The 14,828-nt window shown below is 49.8% G+C and carries 19 protein-coding genes; 15 read left to right on the forward strand and 4 right to left on the reverse strand.

All coding sequences use genetic code 11. The features are described from left to right. Positions 1-79: 79 nt before the first annotated feature. Positions 80-598, forward strand: coding sequence for a peroxiredoxin-like family protein (locus S2091_RS22805; RefSeq protein WP_105534284.1), 519 nt, complete (start codon positions 80-82; stop codon positions 596-598). A 109-nt stretch (positions 599-707) separates the two neighbouring features. Here S2091_RS22805 and S2091_RS22810 read toward each other — a convergent pair whose 3' ends face one another. Beyond that, positions 708-908 carry a type 1 glutamine amidotransferase family protein gene (locus tag S2091_RS22810; RefSeq protein WP_133166966.1) on the reverse strand — a complete coding sequence of 67 codons (201 nt, stop codon included), beginning with the start codon at positions 906-908 and terminating at the stop codon, positions 708-710. 167 nt (positions 909-1,075) lie between these two features. Here S2091_RS22810 and S2091_RS22815 point away from each other — a divergent pair, with 167 nt between their 5' ends. Together S2091_RS22815 and S2091_RS22820 are read left to right on the forward strand one after the other, a co-directional pair. Continuing rightward, positions 1,076-2,119 (forward strand): sensor histidine kinase, encoded by a 1,044-nt coding sequence (locus S2091_RS22815; protein WP_165795079.1) that lies wholly within the window; start codon positions 1,076-1,078, stop codon positions 2,117-2,119. Beyond that, positions 2,119-2,871: a LytR/AlgR family response regulator transcription factor gene (locus S2091_RS22820; RefSeq protein ID WP_105534287.1), complete on the forward strand. Its 753-nt coding sequence runs from the start codon at positions 2,119-2,121 to the stop codon at positions 2,869-2,871. The genes S2091_RS22815 and S2091_RS22820 overlap by 1 nt, the downstream gene beginning before the upstream one ends. Before the next feature lie 8 nt (positions 2,872-2,879). Here the strand turns inward: S2091_RS22820 and S2091_RS22825 are convergent, their stop codons facing one another. Further along, positions 2,880-3,845, reverse strand: a complete 966-nt coding sequence (locus tag S2091_RS22825) for a LysR family transcriptional regulator (RefSeq protein WP_105534288.1) — start codon at positions 3,843-3,845, stop codon at positions 2,880-2,882. A 103-nt stretch (positions 3,846-3,948) separates the two neighbouring features. Between S2091_RS22825 and S2091_RS22830 the strand changes: the two genes are divergently transcribed. Genes S2091_RS22830 through S2091_RS22845 form a run of 4 tightly spaced genes read left to right on the forward strand, consistent with a single transcriptional unit; the run spans position 3,949 to position 6,457 of the window. After that, positions 3,949-4,644 carry a pirin family protein gene (locus tag S2091_RS22830; RefSeq protein WP_105534289.1) on the forward strand — a complete coding sequence of 232 codons (696 nt, stop codon included), beginning with the start codon at positions 3,949-3,951 and terminating at the stop codon, positions 4,642-4,644. 22 nt (positions 4,645-4,666) lie between these two features. Then, on the forward strand, positions 4,667-5,227 hold the full coding sequence (locus S2091_RS22835; RefSeq protein ID WP_105534290.1) for a cytochrome b: 561 nt from the start codon (positions 4,667-4,669) through the stop codon (positions 5,225-5,227). A 31-nt stretch (positions 5,228-5,258) separates the two neighbouring features. Next, positions 5,259-5,822, forward strand: coding sequence for a YceI family protein (locus S2091_RS22840; RefSeq protein ID WP_105534291.1), 564 nt, complete (start codon positions 5,259-5,261; stop codon positions 5,820-5,822). A gap of 56 nt (positions 5,823-5,878) precedes the next feature. Then, a complete protein-coding gene (locus S2091_RS22845) occupies positions 5,879-6,457 on the forward strand; it encodes a YceI family protein (protein ID WP_105534292.1) in 579 nt (192 codons plus the stop codon). A 94-nt stretch (positions 6,458-6,551) separates the two neighbouring features. Here the strand turns inward: S2091_RS22845 and S2091_RS22850 are convergent, their stop codons facing one another. Then, the gene (locus tag S2091_RS22850; protein WP_133166967.1) at positions 6,552-7,496 is read right to left on the reverse strand and encodes a hypothetical protein; all 945 of its coding nucleotides are present in this window, start codon (positions 7,494-7,496) and stop codon (positions 6,552-6,554) included. Positions 7,497-7,999: 503 nt separating this feature from the next. Here S2091_RS22850 and S2091_RS22855 point away from each other — a divergent pair. Together S2091_RS22855 and S2091_RS22860 are read left to right on the forward strand one after the other, a co-directional pair. After that, positions 8,000-8,923 (forward strand): DUF3034 family protein, encoded by a 924-nt coding sequence (locus tag S2091_RS22855; protein ID WP_105534294.1) that lies wholly within the window; start codon positions 8,000-8,002, stop codon positions 8,921-8,923. Between the two features lie 34 nt (positions 8,924-8,957). Next, positions 8,958-9,431, forward strand: a complete 474-nt coding sequence (locus tag S2091_RS22860; RefSeq protein WP_243405534.1) for a group I truncated hemoglobin — start codon at positions 8,958-8,960, stop codon at positions 9,429-9,431. A 58-nt stretch (positions 9,432-9,489) separates the two neighbouring features. Here the strand turns inward: S2091_RS22860 and S2091_RS22865 are convergent, their stop codons facing one another. Beyond that, the gene (locus S2091_RS22865; protein ID WP_105534295.1) at positions 9,490-10,830 is read right to left on the reverse strand and encodes a TAXI family TRAP transporter solute-binding subunit; all 1,341 of its coding nucleotides are present in this window, start codon (positions 10,828-10,830) and stop codon (positions 9,490-9,492) included. Between the two features lie 278 nt (positions 10,831-11,108). Here S2091_RS22865 and S2091_RS22870 point away from each other — a divergent pair, with 278 nt between their 5' ends. The 6 genes from S2091_RS22870 to S2091_RS22890 all read left to right on the forward strand — a co-directional run bounded on the left by S2091_RS22870 (position 11,109) and on the right by S2091_RS22890 (position 14,645). Then, a complete protein-coding gene (locus tag S2091_RS22870) occupies positions 11,109-11,696 on the forward strand; it encodes a glutathione S-transferase family protein (protein ID WP_105534296.1) in 588 nt (195 codons plus the stop codon). A gap of 23 nt (positions 11,697-11,719) precedes the next feature. Continuing rightward, positions 11,720-12,682 (forward strand): threo-3-hydroxy-L-aspartate ammonia-lyase, encoded by a 963-nt coding sequence (locus S2091_RS22875; protein ID WP_105534297.1) that lies wholly within the window; start codon positions 11,720-11,722, stop codon positions 12,680-12,682. Between the two features lie 372 nt (positions 12,683-13,054). Then, positions 13,055-13,414, forward strand: coding sequence for an ArsR/SmtB family transcription factor (locus S2091_RS22880; RefSeq protein ID WP_105534298.1), 360 nt, complete (start codon positions 13,055-13,057; stop codon positions 13,412-13,414). Continuing rightward, the gene (locus tag S2091_RS22885; protein ID WP_105534299.1) at positions 13,398-13,859 is read left to right on the forward strand and encodes an SRPBCC domain-containing protein; all 462 of its coding nucleotides are present in this window, start codon (positions 13,398-13,400) and stop codon (positions 13,857-13,859) included. Before S2091_RS22880 ends, S2091_RS22885 begins: the two co-directional genes overlap by 17 nt. Then, on the forward strand, positions 13,856-13,984 hold the full coding sequence (locus S2091_RS24685; RefSeq protein WP_279338282.1) for a hypothetical protein: 129 nt from the start codon (positions 13,856-13,858) through the stop codon (positions 13,982-13,984). The genes S2091_RS22885 and S2091_RS24685 overlap by 4 nt, the downstream gene beginning before the upstream one ends. Position 13,985: 1 nt before the next feature. Next, positions 13,986-14,645, forward strand: a complete 660-nt coding sequence (locus tag S2091_RS22890; protein ID WP_105534300.1) for a glutathione S-transferase family protein — start codon at positions 13,986-13,988, stop codon at positions 14,643-14,645. Positions 14,646-14,828: the final 183 nt, after the last annotated feature.

Raw genomic sequence — 14,828 nt, forward strand, 5'->3', positions numbered from 1 at the left:
CACTACTTTAAAATAACCTCTGCTGCATGGATTTTTTTCCTGCGATCAGATAAATAAAAAACTTGGAAAGGTCATAGTAATGAAAGTTAGAATTGGTCAAAAAATTAACTCGTTCACCGTCGAAACCATTAATGGCGAACAGCAAATGGTGCCAGATCCTTCTCGGAAATTTACGCATCTGCAATTCAGGCGTTTCGCTGGATGCCCAATTTGCAATTACCATCTACATACCTTTACCAAGAGTGCTGAACAGTTGAAAGCAGCGGATATCCAAGAGATCATTTTATTTCACTCATCGGCGACCGAAATGCGTAAGTTTCAACATGACATACCGTTTGCTACGGTAGCTGATCCTGAAAAGACACTTTATAAAAAATTCGGTGTCGACAAGTCTTTATTTGCGACCATGCACCCTAAGCCGCTTTGGGCAGGTATTCGAGGCATGGTTCTTGGCAAGGTAGGCTTAAAAGTGGAAAATGGCCCGCTCGGTTTGCCAGCCGACATACTGATCAATCAAGAAGGGATTGTCGTTGCATTTAAATATGGCACACATGCTTATGATCAATGGGAAGTGAATGAGTTATTGAAAATAGCTTGATTTATGTATTATGAAATACGCATTACAGAAAGATTGATCCAAGCACCAAACAGAAGGCGAAAGTTCATTTAGCGCGACTTTCACCTTTCTGAGAATTGAACAATCCGAATCAATGCTTTGCCTGAGTTGGTGAAGCATTGGACGCGCTCGCCATCTCTGGCCTCCAGTCGTACTCCATGTAACGTGCCACTTCTTCGGCCTGTTCTTTACCTCGTTCGCGTTCGATGAGATACAAAGCGCCGTCGATGCCGGCCGACAGGCCTGCAGTCGTTACGATTTTGCCCGCGTCCACAAAGTGTTGGTCGGACACTACGCGCGTTTTCGGCGCATCTATCGCAAATCGCTAACTCACCTGCACGATGCGCTTGGCTGCAAGTTTTCGTTGATTCGCTGCAAATTGTCGCCGATGCTAGCATTTTCCCTTATGATTGCTCCATGAAAACAAATGCACCTCTTTCAACCAACTCATGGCGCTACGTGGCGCTCGCCTGGCTGGCCCTCGCCCTGTTTGACGCGACCCAAACTGTGGTCATCATGCGGGCAATGGGTATGCACCACAACTGGTTGACACTATTTTCCGTGACGACCGCATCATGGGCTGTGTGGATACTGATAACTCCAGTAGTGCTCGCTTTGTTACAACGCTTTCGTTTGCCAACAAAAGAGGTCATGCCCTGGGCCGTGCACGCTGCGGCCTGCATGGCGATAGGCGCTCTATGGGCCACATGGGGTGCGCTGCTGGAGCATGCAACAAATCCTCTGGCCAATTCCTCCGGCCCCGATGCATTTACAGATCTTTGGAAAGCAAAATTTATCGGCAATCTGGTTGGCGATGTCATCCTCTATGGCGCAATCGTCGCGCTCAGCCTGACATTAGAAGCCCACAAACGCTTGGCGCAGCAGCAAGCGGCCAGCGCACGCCTTTCGGAATTACTAGCGCAAACACAACTCGCTGCGCTCAGGCTGCAAATCGAGCCGCATTTCATCTTCAATTCATTGAATGCAGTTACCGGACTGATCCGCGAAGAAAAGGGCAGCGTTGCCATCGCGATGATCGCCGCCTTAGGCGACCTGTTGCGCCGTGTGACCGACCAGTCGGAGCGCCAATTCGTGGCATTGGAAGAAGAAATCATCTTCTTGCGAAAATACCTGGACATACAGCAAATGCGCTTTGCAGAACGGCTGCGCTTCCAAATGAATATTCCCAATGAACTCATGAAGGCGCAAGTACCTGATTTTATTTTGCAGCCGCTGGTGGAAAACGCCATCAAGCACGGCATAGCAAAACGTGCCGGGGGTGGCGAATTAACGGTCGTTGCAGCACGCGACGGCGCTGTGCTAACGCTGAGCGTTTATAACGACGGCCCTCTTCTGCCAGAGCAAATCCGAGAAGGCGTGGGCGTCGCCAACGCGCGTCGGCGCCTGCTCGCTCTGTACGGAAATACGCAGACCATGACACTGCAAAACCGGGCCAACGCTGGCGTGCTGGCAATGATCACCCTGCCGTATAGCGAGATGTGATGGATAACTGCAGTACTCCATTGCGCGCCCTTATTGTTGACGACGAGCCACTTGCACGCAGCAACCTTGCCGTGTTGCTGGCGCGCGATGCAGGGATAGTACTGGTTGGCCAATGCGGTTCGGCCGAAGACGCCTTGGCGACCATCCCCATTATCAAACCTAATTTGGTGTTTCTCGACGTGGAAATGCCGGAGTGCGACGGCTTTGAACTGTTAGAGCGCATCGGGCCGTCCCTGGATTTTGCCATCGTCTTTGTCACTGCCCACCACCAGTTTGCCTTGCGCGCCTTTGAAGTGGGGGCGCTCGATTATCTGTTGAAACCCTTCGACGACCAGCGTTTCGAGCGCGTTTTGGAACGAGTGAAAGAACGCCTGCGAATTCCCGGCGAGACCCAGCGTTTTATCATTAAGAATGGCAACACGCTTGAAGTCGTCAAGTTCTTGGACATCGATTGGATTGAAGCCAGCGATTATTATTCAACGCTTCATACGGGAGATCGAACGCATATGCTGCGTCGCAGCCTGGCGGATTTGGAGCAGTTGCTGGCACCGCTTGGATTTTGCCGGATTCATCGGTCAGCCATCGTTAACCTTGACCGTGTGCGTGCACTGGAAATTCGTGAAGACGGCGAATACGAAATTGTTTTGCAATGCGCGCAACGAGTGCGCATGAGTCGGCGTTATCGAAAACCGATTCTGGAACAGCTTGAGGGGCAGCCAGGAGTACGGTTTTTTTCGCAAAAAGATACTTAACCCATGAATTATTCGACATCCAGAAATCCTACAGGAATACCACCGAGTAAAGCATTACGAGTCTTGGCACTATCAAGCTGCTCCAACCACCATTTCATTGCATTCCCGCGCGATGTGCCAGGTGTTTTGCGCCACGCATAGCTGACGCGCACTACCCTTTCAACACGTTCAACGCGCTTTTCAACCAGCCGTCCTGTTTTAATATACGGCTCGGCCAGAAATTCCGGTAAAAATCCGCTTCCTATGCCACGCAGTTGCGCTTCCAGTTTTGCCTGCATATTGGGAACCGTAAACACATCCTGACCACCTAGCAGCCCTAAAGTTAAGCCGCCGCCACGCTGCACCGAATCGGCCACCGCCACTGCGCGATGTTGCCGTATCAGTTCATCGCTTAATGGTTCAGTTTCATGTGCTAAGGGATGATGTGGCGCAACGGCGTAAACAAAGCGTGAGTCGCCTAGTGGACGTACTTGAAAACCTGCTGAATTGGCCGCTTCGTCCGTTACGCCAATTGCCAGGTCGGCCTGACCTGAGGTGAGTGACTCTAGTGTTCCGGACAGCGTTTCCGCGCGCAATCGCACTCTAGTCGGTGGATTCAGCCCGAAGAATGCTTCACATAATTCCAGTATCACAGTGCGATGAATAATGCTGTCGATGGCAATCGTAAAAGTCGGCTCCCAGCCGGTTGCCACACGCTTAACCCGATTAGCGATCGCATCAACATCGGCCAGAAGCCTGGCTCCTTCGCGCAATAGTTCGCTACCTGCAACGGTGAACTGAGCTTGACGCGAGCTACGATCAAACAGCAAAACATCGAGCGCGTCTTCAATCTGGCGCACCCGGTAGGTCAGCGCGCTCGGTACCATGCCCAAGGCGCGGGCTGCCGCTGCAAAGCTACCGGTATCAGCAATGCCCTGCAACATGGCCAGCGCGTCCGGCGTCAGTACGTCGCGTGCAGACAACGTTGTTTTCATTTTTATTTCCCCCTGAGCATTCAAATTAATTGAATGATGCCATCAAATTGACTGGAGCACACGCATAACATAAGGGCATAAAGTAGCGTCACTGGAGGAACTTATGATTACCTTACGACACACTCAAGAACGCGGCCAAGCCGATCACGGCTGGCTAAAAAGTCAACATTCATTTTCATTCGCGGGGTATTACGATCCCGAGCACATGGGCTGGGGCAACCTGCGCGTGATCAATGAAGACCGTCTGGCGGCCGGTGCCGGTTTTGGCACGCACGGCCATCAAGATATGGAGATCATCAGCTATGTGCTGTCCGGCGCACTGGCTCATCAGGATGACATGGGTAACGGAACCACTATTCCCGCAGGCGATGTGCAGCGCATGAGCGCCGGTAGCGGAGTCAGACACAGTGAGTTCAACAAGCTGGATGATCAGGCCACCCATTTCTTTCAGATCTGGATTTTACCTAACGTGCAAGGGATCAAACCGGGCTATGAACAAAAGACCTTTGACGTGCAAGCCGGATCGATGCAGTTAATCGCATCGCCTGATGGTGACAACGGGTCGGTCACAATACACGCCGATGCCTTGCTGTACCGTGGTTTTTTTAACGACGCTGATCAGGTCAGTTTGGCATTGAGCCCGAAACGCAAAGCGTACCTGCACCTGGTTCGCGGTGAAATTCGCGTCAATGATCTGACATTGCAAGCCGGTGATGCTGTCTTGGTTGCCAACGAGAGCATGCTGAACCTCTCCGGCGCGGAAAATGCAGAAGTCCTGTTTTTTGATCTGGCCGCTTAACTTACGATAAAGGAGCCGAATTATGCAAACCGTCATTAATCAAACTAGTGCGAAGTACACATCAACGGCCAAATTTTTGCATTGGCTGATGGCGATCGCAATCATCTGTTTGTTCGCATTTGGTTTCTACATGAGTAACCTGCCATTTTCACCGCAAAAACTTAAATTGATGTCTTACCACAAGTGGGCAGGTGTGACGGTTTTCATTCTGGCGCTGGTGCGTCTGTCCTGGCGCATCATGCACCGCCCTCCCAGCCTTCCAGCGCATATGGGACGGATTGAGCAACTGATCGCGCATGCAGGACATGTAATGTTGTATCTGCTTATGCTTTCCATTCCCGTGTCGGGATGGTTGATGAGTTCTGCCAAAGGATTTCAAACTGTGCTGTTCGGCGTCCTTCCAATTCCCGATTTGTTGAGTAAGGACCGTGAATTAGGTCATTTGCTGCTGACAGTACATTTGGGACTAAACCTAGTAATGGCGGCCGTCGTCATTGGCCATGTACTCGCCGCATTGAAGCATCACTTTAAGGATAAAGACGACGTATTGATACGCATGCTGCCAGATAGCAGCAATATGTAATCACGCTTACCGACTGTAAAAGGAACATAAAATGAAATTATTTAAAACCCTGGCAATTGCCGCTGTACTCACTTTGCCCATCATTGGCCACGCTGAGGAATTCAACACCGTGCAATCAGATAAAAGCACCCTCACCTTCGGCTTCAAGCAGATGGGGGTTCCAATGGATGGGAAGTTTAAAAAATTCTCGGTGCAAATGAATTTTGATCCCACTAATTTAGTTGCTTCAAAAGCGCAATTTGATCTTGATCTGGCCAGCATCGATGTTGGCTCCGACGAAGGTAACGACGAAGTGGTTGGCAAGCAATGGTTCAATACCAAGGTATTCCCAAAGGCCAGTTTTACGACCAGCAGCATCAGATCACTTGAAAACAATCACTATGACGTCATGGGGTCTCTGAGAATCAAAGGGCGCACCAAAATAGTCACAGCACCGGCTACGATCACTATTCAAGGCAAGAACGCAAGCTTTGATGGCTCATTAGTCATTCTCCGTTCTGACTTCAATATCGGCGAAGGACCATGGGCCAGCTTTGATACGGTTGCCAATGTAGTTCAAATTAAGTTTCACCTGCTGGCAAGTGCCGGCAAATAAGCAAGACCCGTTCAGTAACCACCCGCACTCTACTTACTACCTAAAGGAGCTTTAAAATGAAATCATTGACTCAACTTACTCTTGCTTCGGCATTAATCGCATCACTCAGCGGTACAGCATTTGCCGCCCCTGAAACTTTTGTCATCGACAGCACGCATACGATGCCGCGCTTTTCGTACAGCCATTTCGGCTACAGCACGCAGCTCAGCCGTTTTGACAAAACTACCGGCACCATCGTGCTCGACAAAGAAGCTAAAACAGGTTCAGTCGATGTCACTATCGACATGAAATCGGTTGATACCGGATATCCGTTGTTCAACGGCCATATCCAAGGTGCAGATTTTTTCGACACCGAGAATTATCCGACCGCGACTTTCAAATCGACTAAAGTCAATTTTGACGGCGACAAACCAAGCACTGTCGAAGGAAATCTTACTATTAAGGGCGTAACCAAACCGGTTACTCTGAAACTGAGCTCGTTCCAAATGATGCCGCACCCGATGCTTAAGAAAGACGCGATCGGCGCGAATGCCAGCACTACGGTCAAACGAACCGATTTTAATGCCGGTAAATACGCACCGTATGTAGGTGACGACGTGACGATTGATATCGCAGTAGAAGCGATTAATCAGTAATCGGTAAACTTGAACGCACCCGGCAATGCTAACAATGCATTGCCGGTGCTGGCTTCACTTTAGATCTTCAGGGACGAATTGAATGCCAGCGCTGCTAATGCGACGCAATTGCGCCCGTGCTGGCGGCTGTATTCGTTGTACTGGCCGGCGTTGAAACGGGCGAGCTATTATTCGCTGCACCCACTGCCAATAACTGCGACTGCGGTACTTGCAAATTTTCGACCGCAGCTTTAACAGCGTCGAATAAATTGAGCAAAAAGTTATATTGCTGCAGCATGTTGCTCCATTCGCTTGCAGCACCTGCACCGGTTTTATTTGAAGCCGGTTGCGCGGTTGTTGAATCAGGTAGATTTGGAGATTGATTCGACGAACTCAAATTAAGTGGCGACGAGCTCGAAGTTGCTGATGGTGCCGGTGATGTAGATGATGTTGATGGCGCCGACGATGTTGTAGCCCCGTCCGAAGTTTGCGTCGCGCTGCTTTCAACAATGGAAGCACTTGTACTTAACTCAGCAGTAAATGGAATAACCTCTCCATCCGCCAAAGTAATCTCACCCGAACCTTGCAACGTTATCGAATTTGAAGCTTCCAGCACAGTAGCTGATTGGTCTACACCCTGCCCACTCGACACTTCCTGCGCGGCCCCAACGGTATTGGTGGACTGTGAGTTGAAGCTGTTAATGGTGACGGTTGCACCAGCCAATTCTGAAGGCGAGCTAAGTTTGCTGGCTAGCTCATTTTCTGCAAATTCGCCCAACAGGCTTGCTCCGGACGACGTTGCTGAACCGGTCTGCTGCAATGGGACGCTCCACGCATTATTTTGCGGTGTCAGTTCCAGACCGAGGCTTGAAGGTATATTGTAAAAATTCAGATTTGCGCTGGACGAAAGTGTAACTTGCGTGCTCTGCAAGACGACAGTAGAAGCCGCCGCGGCATCACTGTTATTAGGGGAACTATTCCGCTGAGAGTTCGCGGAGCTAGAACCAGTGACCGGTGTATAGGACGAACTGGGTGACTGTAAGGCGTTAATGTTCATCATTTTCCCCTTCTGATAAGACAAGTTAACGGCAGGCTTTTCAAAAGCTGGAGGGCAATTCGGAAAATAACGTAATTATCCGCAAACAAGTCTTAAAAGACCGTGTGTATGGCGGCGGGTCAAGGTTCGAGATATTGCTGACTCGAAACAACAATCACAGCCGTCACATAAAGCTCATTGCTTCGGTCTGTTAAAAGACAATCTGCTTTAAATATTTGGATTCACTACCAGGGCACCTCCTTGCCGAACTGGTCTAGAGATTGAAGCCCGGCTTTTGCAGCTTGAGCATTGATTGTGCCCACATATTAAGGAACGGACTTATCTATAGAAGTAAATATGAATTATCTTTTTAAAAAAATTAACTATTTTTAATAGATATTAAATAATTTTAAAATTTTTGGATCTGATTTAAATCTGTTTACATATATTGGTCTAATGAATAATTTGTATGGTTGACGTGTTGATTAACATCATTTGCAATTTTAATCACTAAAACAGGAAATCCAATGAAGCTAAATCATTTCAACTCCCTGACTTTAATGGCAGCAATGATCGGCCTGACACTGAACAGTTCAGGCGCATTTGCCGACGATACAAACAAGCCCGCCTATATACCCGACATGGGCAAACTACTAGCAACAGGTGGTATCAGCACGGTAGAAGGTGCTGCGGGTGGGGGGATTACGCCGTGGGCACTAATCGGCGGTTATGGCACACGCGATAGTTATGGTGCCAATGCGCACTATACCTATTTAGGCACGCAAGATTTTGCTCTGGATACGTTTGGTGCAACTGTTGGGATCATGGATAGAATTGAATTATCGGTTGCGAGACAGAATTTTAAATCCAATAATGGCCCGTTGAATGGGTTGAATATCCAGCAAGATATCTTTGGCGTCAAAGTTAAAATTGCCGGTGATGCCGTTTATGACCAAGATTCCTGTATGCCGCAAATCGCCGTAGGTGCCGAGTACAAAAAAAATAATGGCTTAACCGGAATAATGAATGCACCGGTTACTGCATTAGGCGCTCAAAAAACCAGCGGCACTGATTATTATGTTTCCGCCACAAAGCTATTTTTAGATCAAAGCATATTAGCAGACGTGACCATCCGGGCAACCGAAGCAAACCAAATGGGCTTACTCGGATTTGGTGGTGATTTGAACGACAGTTACAAAGCGGAATTCGAGGGTTCCCTTGGCTATTTATTCACCAAGAATTGGGTAGCTGGCGTTGAGTACCGTGAGAAACCGCACAACCTCAAAGCGGATAACGAAGCCGCTTACTACGATGCCTTTGTGGCCTGGTTCCCAACTAAAACGGTGTCATTCACACTGGCTTATGCCAATTTGGGTAGTATCGTCGCCCCAGTTACGATGAATAACCAAAGCCAAAAGGGTCTGTATCTCTCCCTACAGGCAGGCTTTTAAGATCACCCTATTCAACCTAATGAAAGGAAATAGAATGAAACGCTTTTTTCAATCAACGACAGCACTCTTTACGTTGCTAATGTCGGCCACATTAATGACTAGTACCGCATACGCACAAAGCTCACCAGCACCTGTGATGAATGCCGAGAAAAATGACGCAGTATTCCAAAGTTTCGGCGGCAAAGCCGGTATCAGTAAAATCATCGACGACTTCCTTGTCATCTGGCATGCCGATCCCCGCATTAGTGCAAAATTGGAAGATGCTGATGTGCCGCACCTTGCTTTGCTATTAAAAGAGCAAATCACCCATCTTACCGGCGGGCCAGGCGTATATAGCGGCAAGGATATGAAAACTGTTCACGATGGTATGAATTTACGCAATGTTGATTTCAATGCGTTAACAGAAGACCTGCAACACGCGATGGATAAAAACGATGTTCCATCGCGTGCGCAAAACAAGCTCTTGGCCAAATTAGCACCGATGCAGCACGACATCGTTACAAAATAACCAAGCGAAAGCGGAGTCTTTTAGGACTTCGCTTTCCTCGAAGGTTTCGGCTTGCCGCCTAAGCTACCGGCCCTGTCGGCTTAGTTTCAGGTTTAAGTATCCGACGACGAACAAAATCAATATGCTCTTTCAGCACATAAGAATGCTCGGCAAATGTCAACGGTAGTTTTGCTCGTTGGACCTTTTCTTCAATATGATCAAGCTGCCTTATTGCCACTGCGATTTCCACCTCAGCAGGCTTGTCGCGCAGTTGCGTTTCCAGAAAACTCAATTCACCGTACCACCGATAAATTTGGCGGCGGATGCGCCAGTTATAGATCTGCGGTATGGCGCGTATCACCGGAATCAGCGCCGCCAACAGTGGGATAAGTACCAGCGCGGCTCGATCAATGAGGGTCGCTAACCAGAAAGGCAGATAACGCTGCAACAGCGGCGGGCCTGATTTGTAATAATGTTCCGCTTCCTTGCTGAGTTCCAAATCCACGTCCTTCGCGGACGGAAATTCATTGGCAGAATGCAGCAGTCCTGCTTCGGAATGCGTTTCATGCATGGCTTTCATCAGCAATGAGATCAACGCCGGATGCACCGTTTCACGCGCTGCAAGTGTGGTGGTAGTTGCCAGTAGAGTGATGTCTTGAGCAGGCAAATTACGGCGTATGTCGATCAAACCGTGCGGTACACGCAATTCATGCAGATAAGGAAAATGTCGGGCGATAGCCGCAGCCTGATCCAAATCAAGGATGCGAACTTGCGAATCTGCGGCAAGCTGCTGAACGAGCGGTGAATCTGGCTCGCCAATAACGAACACGGCGTCAAGCTTACCTGCCAGGAGTTGCGCAGCTGCTTCGTCGCGACCGATCGCTTGCAGCGTGCTGTTATCTGCGGTTACACCGCTGGCGGCCAACAAACGAGTTGCCAGCAGCTTAGTGCCGGAACCTTCGCGACCAATAGCTAGCCGCTTACCGGCCAAGCCTGAAAACCGCGTGATCGGCTGCTTTGCCCGATAAAACACCCACAGTGGTTCATACGAAATACTGCCAAGGGATAGCGGCTCGACTTCATCGTCACTGGCCGTCTCGTTAAGCCCGTCCTGCAGAAATCCTAAGTCCACATCGGAATTAGGATCGCGCAAACGCTGGTGATTATCGAGGGCACCGTTAGATTGCCGTATCACGAGTTCAATACCGTCTCCGGCAAGAATTTCCTTATAGCTTTTCGCAAAATCTTGATAAGAACTGTCTTCCGCACCGGTCAAAATTACCAACCGATGTGGCGGCGCGGGGTCGATATAGTGATATGCAATCCACGAGCCTCCCACGCCCAATAATAAAATTGGCAGGATTGTCCAGACGATGTCTTTGAAAAGGCTGCGACCGCGCCGGAATTTGAATTTTTGCATGACATCCCTGATTCAGATTTAATTTTTATAGGTAGTAACGTGAACTGGATCCACGTCTTGGAAATGTTCGCCAGCATACTTGCATTTTGAAATACTCTCAATCGTTTGTCGCCGTCCCGTACCTTACGAATCACTCCTCATATATCCCAAATCAACACAGGCGGATTTCTGAAAGTATTGAATAGAAAAAAGTGTGAAAATGATATAAATTAGCAACGCTGTTATCCCTAATATGAAAATCTCTGCTTCAACAGACCGAATTATCCAGGAAAACGTCAATGAAACTTTACTTTACACCCCGCAGTAGCGCGACGCGCCCGCGTTGGTTACTTGAAGAACTCGGTGTACCCTATGAACTGGTGAAGCTCGACTTCGCGCAGCGTGAGCACCAGACAGCAGCGTACTTACAGCTGCATCCGTTTGGCGAAGTACCAGCGCTGGTAGATGGCGATTTGCGCTTGTTCGAGTCGCTGGCAATCTGCTTCTACCTGGCCGACTATTCTCCAGAAGCGCAGTTGGCACCGTCGCTGGGTTCGCCCGAGCGAGCGCGCTATATGCAATGGCTGATCTTCGCCGAGACGCGGCTGGAGCCAGTCGTCAAACAATTTCTAAATCACTCGAATTCGCCTGAACCTGCCAATGCGCAAATCTACGCCAGTCTGAACCATGTGTTAGGTATCATCGACACAGAACTCGACGGGCGCGACTTTATCGCTGCCGGCCATTTTACCGCCGCCGACTTAGTGCTGGCCTCGATCCTTCATCTCGCTAACGCCATGAAGCTGCTGGAGGGCTACCCTCGCTTGGTCAAATACGTTTATTTCCATTGTCAGCGCCCTGCCTTGCAGCGGGCTGTTACTGCCTGAGCGTACAAATACTGGATAATTTAATGTTAAATCTCCCTACTTATGATGACGTAATCGCGGCTTCCCGCCGAATCGACGGGCATGCTCACTGCACGCCAGTCATGACCTCGCGCATAATCAACGAGGAACTTGGCGCCGAAGTGTTTTTTAAATGTGAAAACTTGCAACGCATGGGAGCCTTTAAGTATCGCGGCGCATTTAATGCATTGTCGAAATTTGACGAACGCCAAAGGAAGGCAGGCGTTGTGGCTTTCTCATCGGGTAACCACGCACAAGCAATTGCCCTATCGGCCGCGCTGCTTGGCATTCCCGCGACAATCATTATGCCGAACGATGCTCCTGCAGCAAAGATCGCAGCAACGCGTGGTTACGGCGGCAAAGTAGTCATTTACGACCGCTATACCGAAGACCGCGAGCAAATTGGTCGCGACTTGGCCGAGAAACATGGCTTTACGTTGATCCCTCCCTACGATCATCCCGACGTAATCGCAGGACAAGGAACCGCTGCAAAAGAATTGTTTGAGGAAGTCGGCGAACTGGATGTTTTATTTGTCAGTCTCGGCGGCGGCGGCCTGCTTGCTGGATCCGCATTGTCAACTAGAGCACTGTCACCGGCATGCACGCTGTACGGCGTTGAGCCGGAGGCTGGTAACGACGGGCAGCAATCATTCCGTTCCGGCAAAATTGTGCATATTGATACACCGAAGACGATTGCAGACGGCGCTCAGACGCAACATCTCGGCAACTACACGTTTGAAATTATCCGGCGCGACGTCAACGACGTTCTCACCGCCTCCGACGCGCAGCTCAAAGACTGCATGCGTTTCTTTGCCTCACGTATGAAATTGGTGGTTGAGCCTACGGGCTGCCTTGGCCTCGCAGCGGCACAATCAATGAAAGAGCAGCTACGAAATAAACGGGTCGGCGTAATTATTAGCGGTGGAAATGTCGACCTCGACAGGTTTAGCGCACTGCTTCAAGAGTAATTTGATGTGTACTAGTTATGATCTTAAACGACAGGCACTGTTAGATTGAATAACTACTGTTGACTTGCAAATAAGAACTAACGTTTAATCCATGACCGCTCAAAATCGGCACATAGATGACATAGTGAATTGCTCTCGAAAGCGGCTCTAAAATCCAGTCTAGATTAGAGCAATTGTGTGGCTAGTCTATGTGGCAGTGCCTGACACAAACTTGCCGGCAAGATGCTCGACTGAATTTCTTTATAAATAGACTAAAAACGCTCTAAATTGGGCATAAATCAACGCCAAATTCTCCTATCGCCTCCAAAAAATAATCTGCCACATCACCTGAACACGTTGACAGGCGGCTCTTTTGCGTGCTAATTTAACCAAATGGTTAAATACGAAGAAAATTTGGACGCAATTTTCATGGCTCTGGCCCACCCAGCACGGCGAGCGATTCTCTCGCAGCTAGGTAAGGGAGATGCGACGGTGGGCGAACTCGCCCAGCCATTCGACATGTCCTTGCCAGCCATAACCAAGCACCTGAAGGTGCTGGAGAGAGCCAGGTTGATCAGCCGGAGCAAAAACGCCCAGTGGCGACCTTGCCGACTGGAAAATGTACCTTTGAAAGCGGCATCAGGCTGGATTGAGGAGCAGCGAAAGATCTGGGAGTCCCGTCTAGACCGCTTGGAAGATTACTTGCATAACATGGAAAAAATGGAGGAAAGAAAAAATGATGACAATGGATGAAAAGGATCGCGAACTGGTGCTGGAGCGAATGATACCTTTCGCCCGCGAATTGGTTTGGAAGGCCATGACCGACCCCGAGCATGTCAACCGGTGGTGGGGCCCGGATGGATTCAGGAACGAAAATCAAATTATGGATTTCCGAGTCGGTGGCGCTTGGAGCTATGAAATGGTTGGGCCTGATGGCAAACGCTACCCAAGCCACTCTGTGTTCAAGGAAATCACGCCTCCGTCCAGGCTTGTCTTCGATCATGGCGACGGCGAACGGATGTGGTTCGAGACCACCATCACGCTGCAAGAAATAGACAGCGGCACCCTAATCAGTCTGCGTCAGCTGTACCCAAGCCGTGAATCCCGCGATGAGGTAATCGACAAGTACGGTGCCGTCGAAGGCGGCAAGCAGCACCTAGCCAAACTCGAAGCCTACGTTAGAGAAAACCTGCAATGAATGACGGCGCGATTTTATTCCCGTCTTCGACCTGGTGTTGGGGCGCCTTGCCGGAGCGCGTGCGTAAAAAGGCCAGAGTGAAGGCAATTTCAACAATCAGCATTTATATTTTTGAAGGTTTCTAATATGACACTCGCACTTTATGGACATCCATTTTCATCGTACACACAAAAAGTGCTCATCGCGCTGTACGAGAACAACATCCCTCACGAATTCCGCTCCCTTGGGCCGGACACGCCGCAACACTCCGCCGAGTGGTTGCGACGCTGGCCGTTGCGCAAGTTTCCGCTACTGGTGGACGGCGAGCGTAACGTCGCTGAGACAAGCATCATCATCGAGTATCTGCACCTTAGTTATCCCGGGCCGGTACGCCTTCTACCCGCCGACCCGATGGCCGCTCTTGAGGTGCGCTTCCTAGACCGCTTCTATGACTTACATGTGATGAGCCCGGTTCAACATGCGGTGGATGGTGCGCTGACGGGTGATCCGGTTAAGCGCCAAGAGGGGCTAACATTATCGATGGAAAAGCTGGAGCGTGCATACGCTTGGCTTGAAGGCCAGCTAGCCGAAAGAACTTGGGCGGCAGGCTCGGACTTTACGCTCGCTGATTGCGCGGCGGCACCCTCGCTGTTCTACGCCGACTGGACACATCGGATTTCCGAGGCATTTCCATTGCTGCGCGCGTACCGGGCAAGGTTGCTTACACGCCCGTCTTTTGCTCGGGCAGTGGATGAAGCGCGCCAATTCCGCCACTACTTTCCGCTCGGAGCACCAGACCGCGACTAAAGCAATGAGCGTGCGGTGAAGCCATTACAAACTCCACGGAGCTGCGCTACAACGCGGTATCTATGGACTCCACCCGTTTTGCAAGAAGAATTTGATTTCAACCAGTAGGTAAGCTTGCGTGTATCTATACGGCCTGATAGATGAGCGGTTTTTTGCTCTGGCCCTGATGTAATACGCGCGTCA

The sequence above is a fragment of the Solimicrobium silvestre genome (assembly GCF_002976435.1).
In the GTDB taxonomy this organism is placed as follows: Bacteria; Pseudomonadota; Gammaproteobacteria; order Burkholderiales; family Burkholderiaceae_D; genus Solimicrobium; species Solimicrobium silvestre.